Annotated in this window: 26 protein-coding genes; 25 read left to right on the forward strand and 1 reads right to left on the reverse strand. The window is 42.1% G+C overall.

Annotated elements, in window-relative coordinates:
• Positions 1 to 144 precede the first annotated feature (144 nt).
• From ndk to FLK61_RS09060, 21 genes are all read left to right on the forward strand, one after another.
• Complete coding sequence (gene ndk, locus FLK61_RS08960; protein WP_176009129.1) at positions 145 to 591, forward strand: nucleoside-diphosphate kinase; 447 nt, start codon at positions 145 to 147, stop codon at positions 589 to 591.
• 540 nt (positions 592 to 1,131) lie between these two features.
• Positions 1,132 to 1,911: a CheR family methyltransferase gene (locus FLK61_RS08965; RefSeq protein WP_283811902.1), complete on the forward strand. Its 780-nt coding sequence runs from the start codon at positions 1,132 to 1,134 to the stop codon at positions 1,909 to 1,911.
• A gap of 106 nt (positions 1,912 to 2,017) precedes the next feature.
• Positions 2,018 to 3,190, forward strand: coding sequence for a chorismate synthase (gene aroC / locus FLK61_RS08970; protein ID WP_176009131.1), 1,173 nt, complete (start codon positions 2,018 to 2,020; stop codon positions 3,188 to 3,190).
• The gene (gene aroB / locus FLK61_RS08975; RefSeq protein WP_176009132.1) at positions 3,190 to 4,266 is read left to right on the forward strand and encodes a 3-dehydroquinate synthase; all 1,077 of its coding nucleotides are present in this window, start codon (positions 3,190 to 3,192) and stop codon (positions 4,264 to 4,266) included. Before aroC ends, aroB begins: the two co-directional genes overlap by 1 nt.
• 272 nt (positions 4,267 to 4,538) lie before the next feature.
• Entirely contained in the window at positions 4,539 to 6,038 is a 1,500-nt protein-coding gene (gene trpE, locus FLK61_RS08980; protein WP_176009133.1) for an anthranilate synthase component I, read from the forward strand.
• Positions 6,035 to 7,039 (forward strand): anthranilate phosphoribosyltransferase, encoded by a 1,005-nt coding sequence (trpD, locus tag FLK61_RS08985; RefSeq protein WP_176009134.1) that lies wholly within the window; start codon positions 6,035 to 6,037, stop codon positions 7,037 to 7,039. Before trpE ends, trpD begins: the two co-directional genes overlap by 4 nt.
• Positions 7,036 to 7,806, forward strand: a complete 771-nt coding sequence (gene trpC / locus FLK61_RS08990; protein WP_249777708.1) for an indole-3-glycerol phosphate synthase TrpC — start codon at positions 7,036 to 7,038, stop codon at positions 7,804 to 7,806. Before trpD ends, trpC begins: the two co-directional genes overlap by 4 nt.
• The gene (gene trpB / locus FLK61_RS08995) at positions 7,803 to 9,629 is read left to right on the forward strand and encodes a tryptophan synthase subunit beta (protein ID WP_176009135.1); all 1,827 of its coding nucleotides are present in this window, start codon (positions 7,803 to 7,805) and stop codon (positions 9,627 to 9,629) included. Before trpC ends, trpB begins: the two co-directional genes overlap by 4 nt.
• A complete protein-coding gene (gene trpA / locus FLK61_RS09000; protein ID WP_176009136.1) occupies positions 9,626 to 10,420 on the forward strand; it encodes a tryptophan synthase subunit alpha in 795 nt (264 codons plus the stop codon). Before trpB ends, trpA begins: the two co-directional genes overlap by 4 nt.
• Before the next feature lie 18 nt (positions 10,421 to 10,438).
• The gene (hisC, locus tag FLK61_RS09005) at positions 10,439 to 11,521 is read left to right on the forward strand and encodes a histidinol-phosphate transaminase (RefSeq protein WP_176009137.1); all 1,083 of its coding nucleotides are present in this window, start codon (positions 10,439 to 10,441) and stop codon (positions 11,519 to 11,521) included.
• Positions 11,522 to 11,531: 10 nt separating this feature from the next.
• Complete coding sequence (locus FLK61_RS09010) at positions 11,532 to 12,635, forward strand: prephenate dehydrogenase (RefSeq protein ID WP_176009138.1); 1,104 nt, start codon at positions 11,532 to 11,534, stop codon at positions 12,633 to 12,635.
• A 12-nt stretch (positions 12,636 to 12,647) separates the two neighbouring features.
• Entirely contained in the window at positions 12,648 to 13,940 is a 1,293-nt protein-coding gene (gene aroA / locus FLK61_RS09015) for a 3-phosphoshikimate 1-carboxyvinyltransferase (RefSeq protein ID WP_176009139.1), read from the forward strand.
• Positions 13,941 to 14,008: 68 nt separating this feature from the next.
• Positions 14,009 to 15,277, forward strand: a complete 1,269-nt coding sequence (locus FLK61_RS09020; RefSeq protein WP_176009140.1) for a tetratricopeptide repeat protein — start codon at positions 14,009 to 14,011, stop codon at positions 15,275 to 15,277.
• Between the two features lie 103 nt (positions 15,278 to 15,380).
• Complete coding sequence (locus FLK61_RS09025; protein ID WP_176009141.1) at positions 15,381 to 15,932, forward strand: ReoY family proteolytic degradation factor; 552 nt, start codon at positions 15,381 to 15,383, stop codon at positions 15,930 to 15,932.
• Between the two features lie 27 nt (positions 15,933 to 15,959).
• Positions 15,960 to 16,424: a DUF2487 family protein gene (locus FLK61_RS09030; RefSeq protein ID WP_176009142.1), complete on the forward strand. Its 465-nt coding sequence runs from the start codon at positions 15,960 to 15,962 to the stop codon at positions 16,422 to 16,424.
• A gap of 128 nt (positions 16,425 to 16,552) precedes the next feature.
• Positions 16,553 to 17,053, forward strand: a complete 501-nt coding sequence (locus FLK61_RS09035) for a QcrA and Rieske domain-containing protein (protein WP_176009143.1) — start codon at positions 16,553 to 16,555, stop codon at positions 17,051 to 17,053.
• Between the two features lie 13 nt (positions 17,054 to 17,066).
• The gene (gene qcrB / locus FLK61_RS09040; RefSeq protein WP_176009144.1) at positions 17,067 to 17,738 is read left to right on the forward strand and encodes a menaquinol-cytochrome c reductase cytochrome b subunit; all 672 of its coding nucleotides are present in this window, start codon (positions 17,067 to 17,069) and stop codon (positions 17,736 to 17,738) included.
• Positions 17,739 to 17,771: 33 nt separating this feature from the next.
• Positions 17,772 to 18,644 carry a menaquinol-cytochrome c reductase cytochrome b/c subunit gene (locus FLK61_RS09045; protein WP_176009145.1) on the forward strand — a complete coding sequence of 291 codons (873 nt, stop codon included), beginning with the start codon at positions 17,772 to 17,774 and terminating at the stop codon, positions 18,642 to 18,644.
• Positions 18,645 to 18,718: 74 nt separating this feature from the next.
• A complete protein-coding gene (locus tag FLK61_RS09050) occupies positions 18,719 to 19,312 on the forward strand; it encodes a DUF1405 domain-containing protein (protein WP_176009146.1) in 594 nt (197 codons plus the stop codon).
• Positions 19,313 to 19,368: 56 nt separating this feature from the next.
• Entirely contained in the window at positions 19,369 to 20,112 is a 744-nt protein-coding gene (locus tag FLK61_RS09055; protein ID WP_176009147.1) for a hypothetical protein, read from the forward strand.
• A gap of 60 nt (positions 20,113 to 20,172) precedes the next feature.
• Positions 20,173 to 20,862 carry a zinc metallopeptidase gene (locus tag FLK61_RS09060; RefSeq protein ID WP_176009148.1) on the forward strand — a complete coding sequence of 230 codons (690 nt, stop codon included), beginning with the start codon at positions 20,173 to 20,175 and terminating at the stop codon, positions 20,860 to 20,862.
• Between the two features lie 184 nt (positions 20,863 to 21,046).
• Here the strand turns inward: FLK61_RS09060 and FLK61_RS09065 are convergent, their stop codons facing one another.
• On the reverse strand, positions 21,047 to 21,919 hold the full coding sequence (locus FLK61_RS09065; RefSeq protein WP_176009149.1) for a YitT family protein: 873 nt from the start codon (positions 21,917 to 21,919) through the stop codon (positions 21,047 to 21,049).
• 133 nt (positions 21,920 to 22,052) lie between these two features.
• Here FLK61_RS09065 and FLK61_RS09070 point away from each other — a divergent pair, with 133 nt between their 5' ends.
• From FLK61_RS09070 to bshB1, 4 genes are read left to right on the forward strand one after another with little or no spacing between them, the layout of a single operon-like run.
• Complete coding sequence (locus tag FLK61_RS09070) at positions 22,053 to 22,391, forward strand: nucleotide pyrophosphohydrolase (protein WP_176009150.1); 339 nt, start codon at positions 22,053 to 22,055, stop codon at positions 22,389 to 22,391.
• A complete protein-coding gene (dapB, locus tag FLK61_RS09075; RefSeq protein WP_176009151.1) occupies positions 22,388 to 23,182 on the forward strand; it encodes a 4-hydroxy-tetrahydrodipicolinate reductase in 795 nt (264 codons plus the stop codon). Before FLK61_RS09070 ends, dapB begins: the two co-directional genes overlap by 4 nt.
• 12 nt (positions 23,183 to 23,194) lie before the next feature.
• Positions 23,195 to 23,599 (forward strand): methylglyoxal synthase, encoded by a 405-nt coding sequence (mgsA, locus tag FLK61_RS09080; protein ID WP_176009152.1) that lies wholly within the window; start codon positions 23,195 to 23,197, stop codon positions 23,597 to 23,599.
• The gene (bshB1, locus tag FLK61_RS09085; protein WP_176009153.1) at positions 23,600 to 24,292 is read left to right on the forward strand and encodes a bacillithiol biosynthesis deacetylase BshB1; all 693 of its coding nucleotides are present in this window, start codon (positions 23,600 to 23,602) and stop codon (positions 24,290 to 24,292) included.
• Positions 24,293 to 24,307: the final 15 nt, after the last annotated feature.

The raw sequence follows: 24,307 nt of genomic DNA on the forward strand, positions 1-24,307 counted from the left end.
TGAAGGAGTTAATAACCCTCCTATCTACAGCTGACTACTAAATTCTTAGTGAATTATCTTTTTTTACCAAAACTATGTTGTTCACTTAATTCTTTTTTGTTATACTATGAAAGGGTTTACATTACTTGATTAGGGGGAGTTTTCGTGCAACGTACATTTATTATGGTAAAGCCTGATGGGGTAGAGCGTCAGCTAATTGCTCCAGTTTTAGCAAAATTTCAGCAAAAAGGATTTACACTTGTAGGTGCTAAGCTTATGCAACTATCAAAGGAGCACGCAGAGGCACACTATGCGGAGCATAAAGAAAGACCATTTTTTCCTGACTTAATCGAATTTATTACTTCCGGTCCAGTCTTTGCGATGGCTTGGGAAGGGGACGGCGTTATCGATGAGGCACGCAAGCTTATCGGTAAGACGGACCCTAAAGAAGCTGCGCCAGGAACGATTCGCGGAGACTTTGCAATCGAAAAATCCAAAAACATCGTGCACGGATCTGACTCAATTGAGAGTGCTGAAAGAGAGCTGGCTCTTTTCTTTGAGCAATCAGAATTAGTTGGAGCAAACAAACAAACATCTGTATTATCAAAATAAAACGAAGCGTTCTCCATTTGGAGAACGTTTTTTTATTTGAGTAATGATAGAAAAGTAAACGAAGACCTGTCTGACGCACTCCCTTTGTAATGCGATGCAAACACCTTCTTATTTAATGCTGACGTATGCAACAGTAGAAGTGAAGTAGCGACTACTAGATTTAAAGGAAATGAACTATTATCTAACGCAGACGCCTTGAATATAAGGTCCTTACCTCAATTCCCATAAGAAAAGAAAGCTCCGGGTTATCACCACTATTTACAAAAAACGTGACGACAAGATTATCAGTTTGCTTTTACTAAGATATTGCAGGATTTCTGGAGGGGTGATGGCACGAAGAACAAATGCAACTAGCTAGGCCATCATCATCTCGCCTTTCTTTTCACGCAAAAATAAATGAAAGTCCTATACAACCTATTTACCATTCCAAAAGAAACAGATAGTTTTTCGATTTGTCGGACAATTGGTAGAAGAATGCGTGATTATATGGTAAAAGTAAGAGTATAGCTTTTTAGAAATTAGCAACTCCGAGGGAGACGAATGAGAATGAATGACTACCAAGATTTTATACAAAAAATATATAAACGTACTGGGATAGACCTTTCGCTTTATAAAGAAGCGCAAATGAAGCGACGACTTACTTCTTTACGTGAAAAGAGAGGTTTTGATACCTTTCAAGGATATTATAATGGATTAGTAGAGGATAATCGGTTGTTCGAAGAGTTCTTGGACAGAATGACAATTAACGTGTCGGAGTTTTTCCGTAATAAACAACGTTGGGATATTTTAGACAAAAAAATTGTACCTAAGCTACTTGAGAATAAGGGATCTCTTAAAGTTTGGAGTGCAGCTTGTTCAACGGGGGAGGAGCCGTACACTTTATCCATCCTTTTAAGGCAGCACGTCTCACCACAATCGTTTACGATTCAGGCCTCTGACCTAGACCAATCGATCTTAGAGCGGGCTAAAAAAGGATTTTACCCAGATAGATCACTAAAGGAAGTAAACCCCTCTTATTTATCTACATATTTTGAGAAAGAGCCGTTAGGCTATAAAGTAAAGCCGGAAATTCAAAAACCTATCACGTTTAAAAAACATAACCTGCTAGCGGACAGCTTTGATCGTGGCTTTGATTTAATTGTTTGTCGAAATGTTATGATCTATTTTACGGAAGATGCTAAAGTGAAGCTTTATCATAAATTTAGCGAAGCGCTCCGTCCTGGCGGAATTTTATTTGTTGGAAGTACGGAACAAATATTTAATCCGCAGCAATATAAGCTTGAAACAGAAGACACTTTTTTCTACAAAAAAATGGGGTAAATCGAATCTTTAAGGATTTAATACTTGAAAAATCATGCGAAATATTGAACAATAGGGATTAACACAGTTTAACGCATAAAAGCGATAAAGAAAGGTTGATGGAAGAATGCGATTTTTGACAGCGGGAGAATCACACGGCCCTACACTAACAGCAATCATTGAAGGGGTACCTTCTCAGCTACCTTTAACAGCTGAGGATATTAACGAACATCTAGCGAGACGCCAAAAAGGATACGGACGCGGTCGTCGCATGCAAATTGAAAAAGATCAGGTGCAAATCTTAAGCGGAGTACGTCACGGTAAAACGACAGGTGCGCCTATTACGCTTCAAGTAGAGAACAAGGACTGGACGCACTGGACGAAGATTATGGGTGCGGAGCCTCTTTCTGAAGAAGAGGAAGCGGAAGTAAAAAGAAAGCTTACGAGACCACGCCCTGGACACGCAGATTTAAATGGAGCAATTAAATATCGCCATCGTGATATGCGTAACGTTCTTGAGCGCTCCTCTGCAAGAGAAACGACAGTAAGGGTAGCGGTAGGTGCTGTTGCGCAAGTTATCCTTAAACAATTTGGTATTGAGCTTGCAGGACACGTGCTTGAAATTGGAGATGTGAAAGCAACAACGTCAGAATTTACAACTGTTGCAGAGCTTAAAAAAGTGACGGAAGCATCCGAAGTACGTTGCATGGATGAAGAAGCTAGCGAAAAGATGAAGCAAGCAATTGACGATGCGAAGGAAAACGGAGATTCTATCGGTGGTATCGTAGAAGTTGTTGCTGAAAATGTACCAATTGGACTTGGGAGCTTTGTCCACTACGACCGTAAGCTTGATGGAAAGATCGCGCAAGCTGTACTTTCCATTAACGCATTTAAAGGGGTTGAAGTCGGTTTAGGCTTTGAAGCGGCAAGAATGAAGGGGAGTCAAGTACATGACGAAATAGCGTACAGTGAAGAGCGAGGCTTTTACCGTATGTCTAATCGTTTAGGTGGATTTGAAGGCGGTATGACTAACGGAATGCCAGTTGTAGTCCATGGCGCAATGAAACCTATCCCTACGCTATACAAACCACTAAGAAGCGTTGACATTGACTCTAAAGAGCCGTTTACGGCGAGTATTGAGCGTTCTGACAGCTGTGCAGTACCAGCGGCTGCGGTAGTTGCAGAAGCTGCTGTTGCATGGGAGCTTGCGGATGCGTTCTTAGACAAGTTTGGTTCAGACACGATGGATGACATTAAAAAGCACTACGAGATGTACCAGGAGGAAGCGAGGAATTTTTAATGGGGCAAACGTTAACCATTAAGAGTGCTACGCATTCTTATCAAGTTGTAATGGAAAAGGGCAGTCGCTTTCGGTTAGCAGAACAGCTTAAGCAGCATACTCCAGGTTACACAAAAACAGTCTTGATTATCGATAAAAATGTGGCAGATCTGTACAAAGAGGATTTTTTATCCTCTTTTGCAGAAGCACCACAGGTCATAGAAGTTGCGTCTGGTGAGCGATCAAAATCATTTGAGACGTACCACCAGCTAGTAACGAAACTATTAGAGGCTGGGTTAGATCGCAAAGCTGTTGTTGTAGCAATTGGTGGAGGAGTCGTTGGCGATGTTGCTGGGTTTGTTGCTGCTACATATATGAGAGGGATTCGCTTTATTCAAGTTCCAACAACCATCTTAGCTCATGATAGTAGCGTTGGCGGTAAAACGGGAATCAACCATCCACTTGGAAAGAATTTAATTGGAGCATTTCATGCTCCATCAGCCGTACTTTATGATCCAGAGATACTTGAGTCACTTCCTGAAGCGGAGCTTCGATCAGGATTTGCAGAAGTTATCAAGCATGGATTGATTCACGATCGTGCGTTTTACACGTGGCTTGTAGATCATATTCATAGCTTAACGGATTTACACGTTGATATGCTCGGAGACTTACTGCTTCGATCTATTAAAGTGAAAGCAGATGTAGTCGAGGTTGATGAAAAAGAACAGGGCATCCGTGCCCACCTTAACTTCGGTCACACTCTAGGCCATGCAATTGAGGCGGAATTAGGCTATGGACAGCTTACGCATGGAGAGGCAGTTGCAATCGGAATGATCTTTGCTATGAAGCTAAGTGAAAAAGTGCTTCATACAACTCTTCCAATTGACGAGACTTCGACTTATTTACAACGGCTAGGGTATGAGACATCACTTAGGAAAGGCCTTACTATAGCAGGACTTATTGATCGTATGAAGCTAGATAAAAAAGCATCAAGTGGAAACATGCAGTTTGTATTGTTATCGGAAGTTGGAATAGCGGGGCTTTATCAGGTACAGGAGGAAGTCATTGAATCGCTACTTCAAGAGTTAATTGGCTAAAGATAAGGTGGTAATCGGTTAACGGCGAGAGAACCTCTTATTCTTGACATACAGGTGTCGCTCGCGTTAGCATTAGGATAATTTAGTTGAGAGAGAGTTTAGCATAGCTGAGATGAGTATAGCAGAGTTACATGTGTAGACAGTGTAAGGACACGTCTGCCCTTATTTGGCAGACGTTTTTTTATTCCTACGCATAGAGATTACCCCCACAATCTACTTTTTTTCTCCTCTGCCGCTTTTCTCTAAATACATTTTAGATAAGGTGGTCACCCATGATTACAAAAACAAAGCAACAATTCTACGAAGAAGCATCCATGAATCGAACGGTCGCAGTGTCGGCTTCTACGGTAGCTGATACGCGTACGCCAATCCAATTATTTAATATTTGTAATGACGAAGCGAGCTTTTTACTCGAGAGTAAGGATCCTCTATCGCCATGGTCAAATTATTCCTTTATTGGACTTAATCCTAAATATTTTTTACGTGATAAAGGCGATGAATTTATTTTTTCTGATAAGAATGATCATATTCTTTTCTGTGAAAATAATTTACAGACTGCATGGGACCGTGCGATGGCAACCCTTGATGTATCGCCAACACTTCCAGACATTCCGTTCCCCGGAGGAGCGGTTGGATATTTAGGATTTGAAGGGTTTCGATTTTATGAGCCGAAAGTGAAGCGATCTTCCGAAAAGGCTCATGATGCAAGCTTTATGTTTTGTCAAACAATCTTGGCGTTTGATCATGATAAAGAGCAGCTTACCATCGTTCACTTTCAAGAGTCGGAGCGATTAAACGCGTATGAATCAGCTGTTGATACCATTCATGGGATCTTAGCTAAGATTGAAGAGGGAGAGGAGAAGCCCTTCCCAACAATTCCAATCGATCAAAATCAAGATATTGATGTGTATGAAGGAGTCAGCTCTAATTATACGAAGGATGGCTTTATCAAAGATGTGTTAAAAATAAAGGATTATATTGCTGCGGGTGACGTTTTTCAAACGGTATTATCTCAGCGGTTCGAGGTCCCAGTTCGATCAGACGGACTATCTCTTTACCGAGTATTAAGGAAGGTGAATCCGTCTCCTTATTTATACTATATTCGTTTTCCTGATCAAGAGATTATTGGTAGCTCACCAGAACGGCTTGTAAAGGTTGATCAGGACCGCCATTTAGAGATTCACCCCATCGCTGGTACAAGAAAGCGTGGAAAAGATAAGGCGGAAGATGAGGCATTGGCTCAAGACCTTCTTCACGATGAAAAGGAGCGTGCCGAGCACTTAATGCTTGTTGATTTAGCTCGTAACGATATTGGTCGAGTTAGTGAATACGGTAGTGTAGATGTCCACGATATGATGGATATTTCGTACTTTTCGCACGTGATGCATTTAACTACTAAAGTCACAGGGATACTTAGAGAAGACGTTCATCCATTTGAGGCGCTTTTTTCTACACATCCGGCTGGAACCGTATCAGGAGCACCGAAGCTTCGGGCAGTGGAGATCATCCAAGAGCTTGAAAATATGCATAGAGGTGTCTATGCAGGCGCAATCGCCTACTACGGCTTTAATAAAGCTATTGACTCCTGTATTGCTATTAGAACGATCGTATTAAAGGATGGAAAAGCGTACGTTCAAGCTGGGGCTGGAGTCGTTCAAGATTCTATTCCAGAGCTTGAATACGAGGAAACGAGAAATAAAGCACGAGCACTGTTATATGCAGTGAAGCTAGCAGAGCAGAGATTAGATAAAGAGGAGGTCATGAAAAGATGACACTATCTAGAATCATGACAGGACAAGCATTAAGTAAGAAAGAGGCGACAGAATTAGTTACAATCATGATGGAGGGTTCTCTGTCTAATGAAGAAATGGCAGCTATTTTATCTGTGATGCAGTTTAGAGGATTAGATGCAGAGGAAATAGCGGGATTTGCATTAGGGATGGAACAAAAAAGTAAAAAGATCGATGTTGGATTTGATGTAATCGATACGTGCGGGACTGGTGGAGATGCTTCTGGAACATTTAATGTATCTACTGCTGTCGCAATTTTACTTAGCTCCATGCAGGTGAAAGTTGCGAAACACGGTAATAGAAGCGTGTCCTCAAAAACAGGAAGTGCCGACGTTTTAGAGAAGCTTGGGATCAATTTCCAGCAGGGAGAAGTAGAGGCAAAGGATGCTCTGAACAAACATGGACTAACGTTTTTATTTGCCCCCCACTATCATGAAGCAATGAGACACGTTGCGCCTGTTAGAAAAGCGTTGAAGATGAAAACAATCTTTAATGTACTTGGACCTCTTACAAATCCGGCTGGAGCAAAGCGTCGCGTAATAGGCGTTTATGACGTAGAGGTAGCTCGCAAAATGGCGGAAGCTAGTAAGTCCTTGTCTATGGAACGCGTTTTGTTTGTTGCAGGTCATGACGGACTTGATGAAATCTCTCCTCAAACTGAGACAACAATGATAGAGGTTTATCAAGGTGAGGTAACCGAATCAACCTTTAGACCAGAGGATGCGGGACTTACGAGAACAACGTTAGATGGGGCAATCGTCTCGGACGCCGAACAAAGTGCAACGCTCATTGAACAAGTATTTGCGGGTAATGCTCCTGAAAGTGCGACAAATTTAGTGTTGTTAAATGCAGGGGCTGCCTTATATGTAGCTAGAAAGGCCTCCACAATTAAAGCGGGAGTGGCGCAAGCGAAAGAAGCACTCGGAGAACAAGCAATTGCTCATCTTCAGTCAATGAGAGCAGAAAAGGAAGTGCAATCATGACAATATTGGATACGATTGTTGAGAGAAAAAAGCAGGAAGTTCAATTAATAGAGATTCCTTCTGAGCGACTAGTCGAGCGCGAGAGGCTCTCTCTTGTTGATTCGATTAAAAAGAGTCAGCACCCAATGGGAATCATCGCGGAAGTGAAAAAAGCGAGTCCTTCTAAAGGGATACTTGTACAGGATTTTGATCCACTGGCCATTGCAGAAGAATACGAGAAGCTTCAGGTAGCGGGTATTTCGGTGCTGACAGATAAAGATTTTTTCCAAGGGGACGATCGTTATTTAACAGCTATTAAAGAGGCCGTTTCGATCCCTATCTTAAGAAAAGATTTTATTATCGATCATAAGCAAGTCATGCAAGCAGATAGAATTGGATCAGATGCTATTTTGCTCATTGCTGCCATATTAGACGGTACGCAATTAAAAGAGCTTTATGAGCATGCGAGAGAGCTATCTATGGATGTTTTAGTAGAAGTTCACAACGAAGAGGAAATTGAAAAAGTAGTAACTCACATTAAGCCAGAGCTAATTGGCGTGAACAATCGAAACTTAAAAACCTTTGAAACAAGCTTAGCAAATTCAGAACGTTTAAAGCCTTACTTGCCGAAGGATGCTCTTTTTATCAGTGAGAGCGGAATAGCAACGTCTAGCGATACAGCCTTTTTAAATCAAATTGGAGTCGATGGACTATTAGTAGGCGAAGGGTTTATGAAAAGCGACAATAAGCACGAGTTCCTTAAAGCGTTGTTTGGTGATCAGTCATGACTGATCTCAAATACTGTGGAATGCGTTCAGAAATAGATTACCAGAAGGCCATGAAAACAAAAGCAGATTATCTTGGATTTATTTTTGTGAAAAGTAAGCGTCAGGTTGATCCGAACGACGTACGTAATTGGGTCAATACACACGGACGCCATGGTAAAAAGCTAGTCGGGGTGTTTGTAAATGAAGATATTGAATCAATTGTAAACACGGCAAACGTAGCTCAGTTAGACGGTTTGCAGTTGCATGGAACAGAGGACGTTAAAACGGTAAGGGCCCTTAAAGAGCAAACGGACTGCTTTATTATTAAAACGATCCATCATAATAAAGATGCCTTAAAGACGATGGCAGCGTATAACGATCTTGTCGACATCTTTTTAGTAGACACAAAAACAGAGACAGAGTGGGGTGGCTCTGGTATCTCCTTTGACTGGAAAGCTATTCCTTCATACAAGGAGCAAGCTAAAACGCAGGATACGCCACTTTTTGTAGCTGGCGGTATCACCCCAGATAATGTGAACGACTTAATGTCTTTTAAACCTGATGGCATTGATGTTTCGTCAGGTATTGAATCAGCAGCGTCAAAAGATGAAAGGAAGATGAAAAAAATGGCAGAATCAGTCAAGAAAACGTATCAAGCACCAGACCATTTAGGTCGCTTTGGTGATTTTGGTGGTAAATATGTTCCTGAAACACTGATGTACGCGCTTGAAGAGCTTGAAGAAGCATATAAGGAAGCGCAACAGGATGAGTCATTTAAACAAGCCTTAATCAAAGAGCTGTATGAATATTCTGGTCGTCCTACGGCGATGACATATGCAGAAAGACTGTCCGAACATTACGGTGGAGCGCAAATTTACTTGAAGCGAGAGGATCTTAATCATACAGGTGCTCACAAAATCAATAATGCGCTAGCTCAGGGACTTTTAGCGATGCGTATGGGAAAGAAACAGATTATCGCTGAAACAGGAGCTGGTCAGCACGGTGTAGCATCTGCGACAGTTGCCGCAAGGTTTGGACTGAGCTGTAAGGTATTTATGGGAGCAGAAGATATTCGTCGCCAAGAGCTTAACGTATTTCGTATGAGACTATTAGGAGCGGAAGTAATAGAAGTACAATCAGGCGGTAAAACGTTAAAGGATGCTACAAATGAAGCAATTCGCCACTGGGTTGCAAATGTAGAAGATACATTTTATCTGATTGGAAGTGCAGTAGGCCCTCATCCATATCCAATGATGGTTCGTGACTTTCAAAGTGTGATTGGGGAAGAGAGTATTGCGCAGATGAAGCGTATGATTGGCCGTTTGCCTGATGAGGTAGTTGCATGTGTTGGTGGAGGAAGTAACGCAATCGGGATGTTCCACCCATTCATTAACTATGACGATGTCGCGTTAACTGGCATTGAGGCTGCTGGTAAAGGTGTTGACACAACCGAACATGCAGCAACGTTAACAAGAGGTCGTAAAGGTGTCTTACACGGATCACTTTCTTACCTTCTGCAAGACGAAAATGGGAATATAACAGAGCCTTACTCCATTTCAGCAGGACTTGATTATCCAGGTATAGGTCCTGAGCATGCACACCTTCGTGATATTAAGCGAGTTAACTATGAATCCGTCACAGATGATGAAGCAATGAAAGCATTAAAAGACCTTTGTGAGCTTGAAGGTATTTTACCAGCAATCGAAACAGCGCATGCACTAGCATATGTAGAAAGACATGCTAAAACGATGTCGAAAGACGATGTATTACTCGTTTGTCTCTCTGGACGAGGAGATAAAGACGTGATGACGATTCAAGAGACATTGGAGGCAGATAAGGGATGAACCGTTTAAAACAAGATGCTTTTCAATCTAAAAAAGAACGTTTTGTACCATATATTATGAGCAGTGACCCGTCTTATGAGGCTTCCATCGATATTGCGTTAACGCTTGAAGAAGCAGGCGTTGACGCAATTGAGTGGGGCGTACCATTTAGTGATCCACTAGCTGATGGACCAGTTATTCAAGAGGCCGGTGATCGTGCTCGTAAAGCAGGCGGTGGTCTGCGTCGGGCAGTTGAAGGAGCAAAAGAAGCACGCGCAAAAGGATTAACGGTTCCGCTTGTCCTATTCACGTACATTAACCCTGTATTATCTGTTGGTTTTAAAGAGGTAATAGAGCTAATGGAGGACGCAGATATGGATGGGATTTTAATTCCTGATCTTCCTTTTGAGGAGAGCGAGGAATTACGTGCACTATGTAATGAGAAAGGGATTTCGTTAATTTCATTAGTTGCACCAAGCTCTAAAAATCGGATGGAGAAAATTAGTCGTCTTGGCGATGGATTTATTTATTACGTGACTTCCCTAGGTGTTACAGGTACGAGAGAGAGTTTTGCTGAGGAGCTTTCCGAGTCTATCCAAAAGTTACGCGACGTTGCTTCCGTTCCTGTGCTTGCTGGATTTGGTATATCCACCCGTGAGCACGTCCAGCACTTCCAATCGATCGCCGACGGCGTCATTGTAGGTAGTGCCTTAGTGCGCTTTATTTCAGAGCGTGAGGATACCCTATTACAAGCAAATCGGGAAAAACCTTTGCAGGAGATTAAATCATTTATTGAAGAGCTTTGCTCTTAGTATAGAGGAGGAATTGTCTTGAAGATTAAATCAACGCTCCACGGTCTAACCCCATATCAACCTGGGAAGCCGATGGAGGAAGTAAAGCGCGAGCTTGGTCTTGATGAAGTAGTTAAGCTTGCTTCAAATGAAAATCCATACGGTGCTTCAGATAGCGTCCAAGCAGCGATTCAAGAAGCAGTATCTTCTATTGCTATTTATCCAGATGGTGGAGCGGCAAAACTCCGTCAAAAAGTGGCGGAGCTTCACAATATTGACGAGCAACAGATTATTTTTGGGAATGGCTCGGATGAAGTCATCCTTATTCTATGTCGTGCATTATTAAGTGCTGGTGATTCGATTGTGACGGCTACACCGACGTTTCCCCAATATAAGCATAACGCCGTTATTGAGGGGGCGAATGTGATCGAAGTGCCCTTAGTAAATGGAACGCATGATTTAGATGCGATGTACGATGCGATTGATGAGACGACTAAAATTGTTTTTGTTTGTAATCCTAATAATCCATCAGGAACGTATGTGAACGAAGAGGCGTTTATGTCCTTTTTAAAGCGTGTCCCTAAAGACGTTTTAGTAGTGAGTGATGAGGCGTATGAAGAGTACGTCACTGCAGAGGACTACCCCGACACAATTCCTCTAATCAAGAACTATGATAATTTGATGGTATTACGCACTTTTTCGAAAGCGTATGGCATTGCATCGCTACGAGTTGGTTATGGTGTTGCGAATGCAAGTTTTATACAAGGGATTGAACCAGGTCGTGAGCCGTTTAATACGAATAGTATCGCGCAGGCAGCAGCACTTGCAGCTTTAGATGACCAAGATTTCATTGCGGATTGTAAGGTTAAAAACAAAGAAGAGCTAGAGCTGTTTGAAGCATTTTGTGAGGATAACGGATTTCCGTATTATCCGTCTCAAACGAACTTTCTCTTGTTTAGTGTGAACAAGCCAGGTGGAGAGGTATTTGATTACTTACTGCGCAAAGGCTTCATCGTTCGTAACGGAGAGGCTTTAGGATTCCCTTCCTATGTTCGAGTAACGCTCGGCACAAAAGAGCAAAATGAGCGCATTCGATCACTATTAACAGATTGGCTACTTTAGGAGGATTCACGTGAGTAAACAAATTGCATTAATTGGACTTGGTTTAATAGGGGGGTCTCTTGCTCTAGCAATTAAGAGCGGACTCCCTAAAGCACAAATCAAGGGCTTCGATATTGATCAAAACTCTGTCAAGCTCGCTTCGACTCTGCAAATTATCGACGAGCAGGCAGAATCTCTTGAAGATGCTGTGAGAGATGCAGATATTATTATTTTAGCTGCTCCTGTAGAGAGCACGATTAAGTTGATTCAGCAACTAGAGACGCTACCGCTTCAAGCTGGTGCCATTGTGACAGACGTTGGAAGTACAAAAGAAACGGTTGTCGTTGCGGGTAATAAACTGCAATCAAAAGGAGTCTTTTTTATCGGAGGTCATCCGATGGCAGGCTCTCATAAAACAGGCGTTGAAGCATCGATTGAACGCCTATTCGAGAATGCCTATTACGTATTAACGCCAGCAGAAGGCGTGCCTGATAATAAGCTTATTCAGCTACAAAACGTGTTAAAGGGGACAAAAGCAAAATTTATTCAGTTAGAGCCAGCCTCGCATGATCGATTTGCTGGGCTCATCAGTCATTTCCCACATATCGTTGCATCTGCTCTCGTTCATCACGTGGCAAAAGCAGGCGATGAAGATCCATTGATTACGCAGCTTGCAGCTGGTGGATTTAGAGACATCACGCGGATTGCGTCTGCTTCTCCAACGATGTGGCGAGATATACTCATGCACAATAAAGAGCAACTACTCCCAATGATTCAAGAGTGGAATGCTATTATGAAGAACGTCGAGGACATGCTACATACGGATGATGATGAAGCTATTTATGCCTTTTTTGCCGATGCAAAGGATGTTCGTGATAACTTACCATCTAAGAAAAAAGGGGCTATGCTTCCTTTTTATGATTTATATGTAGACATTCCTGACCATCCTGGCGTTATTTCGGATGTTACAGCAATATTAGCTAAGGCGAGTATTAGCATTACCAACATTCGAATTATTGAAGCACGCGAAGGCATAATGGGGGCATTAAGACTTAGCTTCCGTTCTGAAGAAGATTTAACTGTCGCAAAACAACAATTAGAAGAGCACGCATATGAAGCGTACGATGTACAGTAAGAGGAGGCGTCTATGGAGAAGGTGATTTATCAAGCGAAAAAGCCCCTACAAGGGACAGTGGTGACTCCTGGAGACAAGTCGATCAGCCATAGATCGGTTATGTTTGCGGCCATCGCGGAGGGCACATCGGAGATTACGGGCTTTCTCCGAGGTCAAGACTGCTTAAGCACGATTTCATGTATGAGACAGCTAGGTGTAAAAATTGAAGAGACTGAGGATAAAATAATTGTCCACGGGAAAGGCGTTCATGGCTTAACAGAACCAAAAGAAATATTAGACGTTGGTAATTCAGGGACGACGATCCGACTTCTCTCTGGAATTTTAGCAGGTCAACCTTTTGCGTCTATGTTAATTGGGGATGATTCCATTGCAAAACGACCTATGAGAAGAGTCACAGGACCGTTAAAAATGATGAACGCAACGATTGACGGTAGAGATTATGCAAACTTAACGCCAATTGCTATTCGAGGTGGCAGTTTACAAGGGATGTCGTATGTATCTCCTGTTGCTAGTGCGCAGGTGAAGTCTGCCATTTTACTAGCAGGTCTTTATGCAAATGGCACGACGACAGTTGCTGAACCTCATAAGTCACGAGATCATACGGAAAGAATGTTGCAAGCTTTTGGAGTCGATGTCACTTCTTCGGAGCTTTCGGCATCCATTCAAGGTGGACAAAAGCTTACTGCGACTAATGTGCACGTTCCTGGAGACGTATCTTCTGCTACATTTATGCTCGTTGCGGCTGCTATTGTACCTGATAGTGATGTTACTCTTACTAATGTAGGGTTAAATCCAACGAGATCAGGTATTATTGATGTGCTCGAGCGTATGGGGGCGTCCCTTACATTTTCTAACGAAAAGACGGTGGGGGGAGAGCCAGTGGCGGATATTCGAATTCGCTATCAGGAGCTAACCTCGACAACCGTTGAGGGAGCGGAAATTCCTCGGTTGATTGATGAGATTCCTGCTATTGCGCTGTTAGCAACGCAAGCGAAAGGGACTACCGTGATTAAAGACGCAGAAGAACTAAAAGTAAAGGAAACGAATCGGATCGATACGGTTGTTTTACAGCTCCAGAAGCTCGGTGCGTCGATTGAAGCGACGGATGATGGTATGATCATCCATGGTGGGGAATCGTTGCACGGTGGAAGCGCAGAGAGCTATCACGATCATCGTATCGGCATGACTATGGCTCTCGCTGGTCTCATCTCAGAGAATCCAGTGTCTGTTTCAGGAACAGATGCGATTGCAGTCTCCTATCCAAATTTCTTCACTCATTTAGAAGAACTCCAAGGAGATTCATGATTCATTGCCTATCAGACGAAAATCTGGTAGGCTTTTGTGCGCAGAGATATTTGAGGAGGCTATAAGTAATGAATGAAAAAGTAGCACGCATCGTGAAAATGATAGAAGACGGCCAGCATGAAAAAGGCCTTCAAGATTTAGCGGCTTATGTAAAAGAAGCTGATGATGAAACGAGACGAGATATAGCAGAGCTTTATTTCCAGCTAGGTTTAGTCGATAAGGCGCTTGAGATCACAGAGGAACTCATGTTCTCTTATCCGGATAATGGAGAGCTGTTTGCGTTTGCCTCAGAGTGCTACATTGAGCTAGGTAAAGAGCAGGAAGCACTAGATATGCTAAATGAAATTAAAAAAGATGGTCCTGCATTTTTACAGGCGCAACTATTACTTGCAGACCTATATGAAAGTCAAGGACTAGAAGAGGTTGCCGAACAAAAGCTGTTAGAAGCAATCAAGCAGTTGCCGAATGAGGTTGTATTATTATATGGATTAGGTGAATTCTATCTAAATCGAGGCGATTTTAAGCAGGCGATCTCTTATTACAAGCGAGTGATTCATCAGGACGATTTAAGTGATCTACCTGTTGATCCTCGCATTCGACTGGCAGAAGCGTTTAGCGCCACGGGTCAATTTGAAGAAGCGCTCGATTATTATAAAAAAGGTCTTCAAGAAGAGCGTACGACAGAGGCTATGTACGGGTATGGTGTCACAGCTATGCAGCTAGAGGATTACGAAACGGCAATTGATGCGTTTACCGTTGTACTAAAGCAGGATCCTGACTTTACGACTGCTTATGCCAACCTAGGTAAGGCTTACATGGCTATTAAGAAATGGGAGGACGCTCAGGAGACATTTGAAGAAGGCTTACGTCGCGATGAATACAATGAGAGCTTGTATTTGGAGCTTGCTAGACTCTTGCTTTCTCAAGGGCATGGAGAAGACGGACAAGTCTTTTTAGAGAAGGTAATAGCACTCAATCCATCGAACTTGTCAGCTGTGACGGAAGCGTTGCGCTACTATGATGACGTTGAGGATTATGATGCGATGCTTGACCTCGTTCGTTTTTTAGATGATTACAATGAGTTTGATCCGCTGTTTGAACGATATCGTGCTAAAGCACTTTACGAAGCGGATGATATCACTGGTGCTATTCAAGCCTATGATATTGCTATAGCTGAACTCGCTGAAGAGGTAACTCTTTACGAAGAGGCTTATCCTGTTTATTTTGCTAACGGTCAAAGAGAAAAAGCGCTAGAGCTACTTCGAAAAATAGTCGTGTTAGATCCAGAGCGAGAGGATATAGCTATGAGGATTGAAGATTTAGAGCAAGAAAGTTGAAACGTTTGCAGGATATTGAGCGTGAATGTAGAATAAGTATAACAACCGATAAATGTTAAGAAACTTTTTCGCTCGAATCTGACTTATCAAGGGAGGGGTCGTGATGAATAGTCCAATTCCAGTAATGGAGAAAAGGGACTTTCTAAAGTGGTTCCTAGAAAAGTACCAGCTAAAGCGACGAGAGTGTGCATGGCTTTTAAACTTTTTAATGAGTGACGACATCTTAATGGAGCGCGTGCATTTTGTTGAACAAGCAGAGTTTTGCCCAAAAGCGCTCATGATTTCCGCTAACAACGTGGATCAAGTTCCGTTTGCGTTTCACAAAAATCAGCACGTGACAATGGATGCGGAAAAGTCCTTTCATGATATTCGGTTAAATAGAAATGAAGATATTTATATCCAGCTAAACTTCAAAGATAAGCATGCACTACCCCAATATGTTGCGGTGCTTGAGGAGAATCCTTATCTTCCGGCTAATGTTGCTGAAGAAACGGTTCAGAGTTTACTTGCAGAAATGGTACTCGATGAATCGATTCGACATAAGCAGTTAACGGAGCTTTCTCTTCAAATCGACCTTGCGTTAGAGCACGGAGATAAAGCGCGCTTCTTGGAACTATCAAAACAATATTCGGAGCTAAAAGCCCTGTACTCTTAGGGCTTTTCTTTTTTGGAGGTCTAAAAGATGAAGTGGATCGAATCGGATTATAAGACATTTGTAAAGGCAAAAGAATATGTGGATACTGTCATTATTCCACTTATTCCGGTAGAGGCAGGTCGCAATCAAGCGGACAGTGTTAGAATGAGCGAGTTTACAGGCTTTTTAACAGACTATCTAGAGCGACAGTTTATGGGGAGGCTATTGTTAACCCCTGCGTTCACGTATTTACCTACAGAAGAGAAAGATGCCTTGCAAAAGCGGGCTGAAAGCTTTGCTTCGCATTTTAAAGATGCATCCTTACCTCACGTCTTTTTTGTGACAGCTGATATGGCATGGCGCCATCTTATTGAGCCTGAAGTTGGAGAGCTAATTTGGATTCCATCATTCTCTGTAGCTGATATGGAAGCGGCTAAAAGACAACAAGCGTTTGAACAACAGGCGAAGCAAATAATCCCTTTATTTACGGAAAAATGGAACGACACGAAATAGACATTATTCTTGCAAAATGTTTTCCCGGATTATATTGACAGCCCGTGTTTTGTTAAGCTATCATTAAATAGTCTTAGTATGATAAATTATAAAAATGTGTGTAGAAACGGTAGTGAGGAGGGAAGGTCGTGAGCGAGAAAAAGCATCGGGTATCTAGACGCCAATTTTTAACCTATACACTTACAGGTGTAGGCGGTTTCATGGCAGCAGGAATGCTCGCTCCAATGGTCAGAATGGCATTGGATCCAGCGCTTGAGGCAGGTGGAGATTCAGAATTTGTTTCTATCGGTCTAAGCGAAGCTGACTTAACAGAAGAACCACAACGAGTAGATTTCTCCGTAGAATTAGAGGACGGTTGGTATACTTCTGAACAATCAAGATCTGCATGGGTATTCCTAAATGAAGGGGAAGTCATGGCTCTGTCTCCTGTTTGTACACATCTAGGATGTACAGTGGATTGGAACACAAGTCCGGAAAACCAAGATCAGTTCTTCTGTCCATGTCACTTTGGACGATTCGAACGAGATGGTACGAACGTTCCGGGGACACCACCAACGCGTCCATTGGATGTGTATGATGTAGAGGTTCGAGATGGAATGATTTACTTAGGACAAATTAATCAGCGTTAAGGGGGGCCAAATAATGCTTCAGAAAGTGTATGACTGGGTGGACGAGCGGCTTGATATTACCCCATTATGGCGCGATATTGCAGACCACGAAGTTCCTGAGCACGTGAACCCTGCCCATCATTTTTCAGCGTTCGTTTATTGTTTTGGTGGCTTGACATTTTTCGTCGTAGTTATCCAAATTTTATCAGGTATGTTTTTAACTATGTACTACGTACCAGATATCGTGCACGCACACGAGTCGGTATATTACTTACAAAATGAAGTAACTCACGGGATGATTGTACGGGGAATGCACCATTGGGGTGCCAGTCTCGTTATCGTAATGATGTTCTTGCATACACTGCGTGTATTCTTTACAGGATCATATAAAAAACCACGTGAGCTTAACTGGGTTGTCGGTGTTCTATTATTCTTCGTAATTTTAGGACTAGGCTTCACAGGATACCTTCTACCATGGGATATGAAGGCTTACTTTGCAACGGTAGTAGGACTTGAAATCGCAGAAGCAGCTCCATTTGTTGGTGGATTTGCTAGAACACTTCTAGCAGGTGGCGATATTATCGGTGCTCAAACACTTGCACGATTCTTTGCGATTCACGTGTTCTTCTTACCAGGAGCACTACTCGGATTACTTGGAGCTCACTTCATTATGATCCGTAAGCAAGGTATCTCAGGTCCGTTGTAAGAGCTATTCATCACATGATAAGGAGGGAACATTATGCATCGCGGTAAAGGTATGAAGTTCGTTGGAGATTCGCGTGTCTCAGCTGAGCGTAAGCCGAATATTCCAAAGGACTATTCTGAATATCCAGGTAAAACAGAGGCGTTTTGGCCAAACTTTTTACTTCGTGAGTGGATGGTAGGTGCCGTATTCTTAATCGGGTTCCTAATCCTTACTGTTGCACACCCTGCGCCATTACAGGCTGTAGCGGATCCAACAGTTTCCGGGTATATTCCACTTCCTGACTGGTATTTCTTATTCTTGTATCAACTATTAAAGTATGAATTTGCTGCAGGTCCATACACAGTTATGGGAGCAGTTGTTATTCCAGGTATTGCATTTGGTGCGTTATTACTCGCTCCATGGCTTGACACAAGTAAGGAGAGACGTCCTCACAAACGTCCGATTGCTTCTGGTCTTATGCTACTTGGTGTTATTTCTATCATTTTCTTAACTTGGGAGTCAGTAGACCAGCATGACTGGGAAGCTGCTGCTAATATCGGACAGCTTGATGAATCTGGTGTTGAAATAGATGAAGCAGCTGCCGGCTATGAGATTTACCAGACACAAGATTCTTGTATCGGGTGTCACGGTGGTGACATGATGGGTGGCGCAGCCGGTCCTAACATGTTCCAAAGTGATTATTCTACTGAAGAAGTTATCGACATTATCGTAAACGGCCAAGGCGCTATGCCAGGCGGTCAATTCGATGGCTCTGATGAAGAATTAGAAACACTTGCTGCATTCATCGCTAATGATGGCCAACAGCCTGAAGGCGAAGGCGGCGGTGGCGGAGAAGCTGAAGAAGGCGGCGAGGGCGAAGAAGATGCCGATGCCAATGCTAACGAAGAAGCGAACGCTAACGAATAATTAAAGGTTTATGGGGCTATTCTACATTCTATGTAGGATTGCCCTTTTTTACTACTTAAGAATCGAGGCTAGTTATGGGCGAATTTATTTTGTACATATTAAGACAACGAATCTTCTTGCTAGTACTTTTTATAGTGAATTTTTTAGGAACGATTTATGGCTATTACTGGTATGAGAATCAACTCATGGCGACGCCGCCTCAATTTTTACTATTTGTGCCAGATAGTCCAACGGCGAGTCTCTTTATTACTATTGCAATCGGATTCTTTTTGTTCGGTAAAAGGTGGCCGTTTATCGAAGCTTTTGCAGCAGTCACCTTAATAAAATATGGGCTGTGGGCCGTCGCAATGAATTTAGGAGCTCAAGCTACTGGCACACCTTTGAGCCTAGTTAGCTGGATGCTAATCCTAAGTCACGCAGGGATGGCTCTTCAAGCATTTCTATACATGCCTTATTTTAGAATCAAGCCAATTCACCTTGTATTAGTTGCTATTTGGACATTATTTAATGACTTTATTGATTACTATTTCGATATGCATCCGTGGGTAGCAAGGTCCCTTGAGCCCTTCATGACAGAAATTGCGGTGTTTACTGTATCTCTAAGTATCTTTTCCTTACTTAGCGTTTATTTACTTAATAAGTATCTTCCTAAAGTTGATCTCAGATAGCATGTCTAACCCTCCTATTTTGCTCATATGGATAAGCAAGATAGGAGGCGAAGACTGTGAAATTTATTATCGGATTCATCCTTTTAGTATCCAGTATGTATCCTTTACCATATACCTATGCGATGCAAGAATCTGAGCAAGACTTTAGTTTTCTTGAGGATAGCGCCAAACGCATTGTACAAGCTATCGACGAAGAGGACTACATACGTGCAAGAGAATCTATTCTTTTATTTGAAAATCAATTTGAAGAAATGAGCCCCAAATTACCGATTCAAACCCTGCATATTCTGATTAGAGAAGAGAGAGCTTTGAAAGAAGAGCTCTCAAAAGCGAATACGGGAAATTTGGATAAAACTAAGGCCTATTCTTTTCTCTTAGTTGTACAAGCTATTAATGGTGATCAAGCCTACAAAGAGCAATTGAAACTTTTATATGAGGATGTCCGTAGTAGTATAAAGAATTCTAATGAGGATATTAATAATGCTTTTAAAAAAGCAAAAGCTCGATACAATGTAACAAAAAGTGTTTTTGAGCTATGCTTGTCAGAAGAAGAATTTTATCCACTGAAGGCTCTTGCTGAAAGGTATTTCACGACTCCTACCGATTTACATGTAGCGAAGCAGTTAGAAGGTCATTTAAAAGAGATTGTATATGACCAAAAAAGGAACGAAGGAATTTTATTCGTTATTTATTTGGTCACGATTTCTATCCTCTCTTCCATGACATATGTCAGCTATAAAAAACTCAAGGTTGAGCGTGAAGAGAAGCTAAAAAAGCCTGTTAGAAGGCGGATTCGTTGACACCTTTCAAAAGTTTGACTAAAATTGATCATAAGGAATAGTAAGAGGAGGAATGTACCCATGTTTGAAACATTTGGAGGCTTTTTAATTTATTTTGCGGCCCTATTAATTATCCCAATGTGGGCTAGTTCGCGCGTTAAAAATACGTATCGTAAATATTCTCAAATACAGGCTTCTTCGGGTATGACTGGAGCAGATGTGGCGAGAAAAATATTACAAGATAATGGTATATATGATGTTACTGTTGAGCCAGTGAAAGGACAGCTTACTGATCATTATGACCCACGTAAGAAGGCTGTACGTTTATCGGAAGCGAATTACTATGGTCGATCGGTAGCAGGAGCAGCTGTCGCTGCGCACGAGGTTGGCCACGCCATGCAGGATGCAGAAGACTATAGTTTTCTTCGCTTTCGCCATGCGTTAGTTCCTGCAGCAGGATTTGGATCAAATACATCCATTTTCTTAATTATGGGTGGAATTCTCTTTACGATCTCAGAGCTTGTGCTACTCGGTGTCATTTTTATGTCCTTCGCGGTACTATTCCAGCTTGTTACATTGCCGGTAGAATTCAATGCATCTAGCAGAGCGATGGGACAAATGGTATCCTCAGGTGTTATTCGAAATGATGAGGAACGTGAAACGAAAAAGGTACTAGATGCTGCGGCATTAACGTACGTAGCTGCCGCACTTGTAGCAGTTGCCGAATTAATTCGTTTTGTGCTTATGTTCTTAGCGATGAATAGAGACTAAAGTAAAGCCAGGCAGTTACTGCCTGGCTTTTTGTGTAGAGTTTTTTGTTGGAGATGGTGTAAGCATCTCTCGAGTTGGAGTGTGAATTGCGTGTGGTCAGAAAAACCGCGCGAATCGGAGAGCGAATCGCGAGATATTCCATCACAATTGCGCAACGAAAAAATCACATCGTTATACCAACGACTTACACCCCTAGAGGTCGCTTGTTTTCGTCTAATGTAAATCCTTCTCCCATGACGTCTTGTACATCTTGAAGCGTGACGAAGGCATGAGGATCAACACGTGCGATCGTTTTCTTTAAACGAACCATTTCATTTCTGCCAACTACACAATAAAGGACTTCGCGGTCGTTACCAGTGAAGGAGCCACGACCTTTTAACATCGTCGCACCGCGATCCATTTCCTCTAGAATAGCTGTTGCGATCTCTGGTACATGATCGGAAATGATCATGGCAGCTTTACCGGAGTAAGCTCCTTGTTGCATAAAGTCGATGACTTTTGCCGCTACAAATACGGCGACAATCGTATACATGGCTTCACGGTAGTCAAGGTAAATAAGGGAGGCTGTTATGACGACTGCATCAAATACAAACATCGTACGTCCCATACTCCACCCAAAGTAGTTAAAGCCTAGCTTTGCGATAATATCTACCCCACCAGTAGTGCCTCCAACTCGAAACACGATGCCTAAACCGACTCCAATAAATACGCCGGCAAACAGTGCTGCGAGCGTCATATCATCTTGTAAAGGTAAGGACATGATAGGGTATGCTTGGAATAACCATAAAAACACGGAAACGCCGACTGTTCCGATCACCGTGTAAATAAATACGTTACGGCCAAGTATTTTCCATCCGATAATAAATAAAGGAATATTTAATAAAAGGTTCGTGTATGCAGGGTTAAACTCAAACATAAAAAATAAAATAAGCGTAATTCCTGTAAATCCGCCGTCTGCTAAATTATTTTCCATATTAAAATAAACAAGTCCAAAAGATAAAATGGCAGTTCCTAATAAAATAAGCAAGATATGACGAATTTTAATTGGTGGATACATAGATGACACCTCCTGAAAGTAATAATGCCTGCTATAGTATATCGAATAGCGGTCATTATGAGAAGAAAAGATTTGTCAAAGGCGGTGGGATTCTGTACGATAAGCGTGTAGCTTAAATAGGAGTGAGTACATAATGACTAAAAAGACAATGGAAGAGATGCAACAAGAAGTAGACGCGTACATTTCTCAATTTAAAGAGGGTTACTTTTCGCCACTTGCCATGATGGCTCGTATGACTGAAGAGGTGGGAGAGCTCGCGCGTGAGGTTAACCACTATTATGGCGAAAAGCCAAAGAAGAGTTCTGAAGAGGATCGATCGATGGAACAGGAGCTTGGCGATATCTTATTCGTGATGATTTGCTTTGCTAATTCGCTTGATATCGACATGGAAGAAGCATTCGATTTAGTTATGAATAAATTTAACACAAGAGATAAGGATAGATGGACAAAGATTGAGGAGGAAGAGAAATGATACATATCGTGATTGCAGGCCCAAGAGGAAATATGGGGAAAGAAGCTGTTAAAATGGTCATGGGTGAGGAAACGTTTACGTTAACAGCAGTCGTAGACCGTAAACATGATGGAGCTCGTTTGAAGGATGTGGCCCCCGACTTAGATGCGGACGTACCAGTATATACAAACATGGAAGAATGTTTCCAAAAAGAGGTATGTGATGTATTAATCGATTTAACAAGTCCTGAGACTGGTAAGCAGCATATGGTAACGGCATTTAATTATAACGTGCGACCAGTTGTCGGAACGACAGGATTTACGGATGAAGATATTGAGGAGCTTACGAAAACTGCATCGGAAAAAGAATTAGGGGCGATTATTGCGCCGAATTTTGCTATTGGTGCCATTCTTTTAATGAAATTTTCGAAGCAAGCAGCTAAATATATGACGGATGTTGAGATTATTGAGCAGCACCATGATAAAAAGCTAGATGCTCCTTCTGGAACGGCGATTAAAACAGCTCAAATGATCGCGGAAGTGAGAGAAGAAAAAACACAGGGTCACGTAGATGAAACGGAGACGCTACAAGGGGCGCGAGGAGCTGACTTTGAAGGGATGCGCATCCATAGCGTTCGATTACCAGGAAGAGTTGCGCACCAAGAGGTCCTATTTGGTGGACAAGGTCAAACATTGACTTTAAGACACGATTCATTAGACCGTACCTCTTTCATGCCAGGTGTGAAGCTAGCTGTAGATGAGGTTATGCATTTAAAAACGCTCGTATATGGACTTGATCAACTTATCGACTAAGGGGGAGAAAAAATGAATATTGCATGCATCGCTCACGATCAAAAGAAGGATGAACTTGTTAATTTTACGATAGCTTATGAGCCTGTGCTAAAAGATCATACGTTATTTGCAACGGGAACAACGGGAACTCGTATTATGGAAGCAACAAATCTTTCTGTCCATCGTTTTAGGTCAGGTCCATTAGGCGGTGATCAGCAAATCGGTGCAAAGATAGCTGAAAATGAGATGGATCTTGTCTTATTCTTTAAAGATCCACTTACTGCTCAGCCTCATGAGCCAGATATTTCTGCGCTCATTCGCCTTTGTGATGTGTACGAGATTCCACTTGCAACCAATCTTGCTACTGCCGAAATTCTTATTGCTGGTCTTTCTCGTGGAGATTTTGATTTTCGCGAGCTTGCAAAAAGGAGGAAGTAAGTGTCACACACGGATATATTAGCAGTTGGAGCCCACCCAGACGATGTAGAAATCGGCATGGGGGGGACTCTTTATAAATATAGAGATAAAAAAACAATGATTGTCCATTTAACTCAGGCGGAGCTTAGCTCAAACGGTACTGTTGCTACAAGATTAGAGGAATCTAAACGTGCGTGTGACATTCTAAACGTAGATAAAACAACAACCTTAACGTTTCCTGATAGGGGGTTATACACGCAGAGAGATAAAGTTATTGATGAACTTGTAAAAATTATTCGCGAGACTAAACCGCGCTTCTTATTTGCTCCATCGAAAATAGACCGTCACCCTGACCACGGCATGTGTGCGGAGCTTGTAGCAGAAGCTTTTTTTAATAGCGGCATAAAACGGTTCAAGCCAGAGCTTGGAGATGCGTTTAGGCCAAAGGCTCTGTACTTTTATCAAATTAATGGATTACATACACCGGATTTCACAATAGACATCTCCAAGAGTTTAGAAAAGAAGCAGGAGGCGCTTGAGGCGTTTAAAAGTCAGTTTGAGTCAACTAGTACCTCAACACAGACACCGCTTAATAATGGGTACGTAGAGGACGTTTTAGCAAGAGATAAATTAATAGGTCGCAACTCAGGCGTTTTGTATGCGGAGGGGTTTTTGACACATCATCAGTACATTACAAAAGAGTTATTCAATTAAAAGGAGCTTTTTAGC

This window comes from Paenalkalicoccus suaedae (assembly GCF_006965545.2).
In the GTDB taxonomy this organism is placed as follows: Bacteria; Bacillota; Bacilli; order Bacillales; family Salisediminibacteriaceae; genus Paenalkalicoccus; species Paenalkalicoccus suaedae.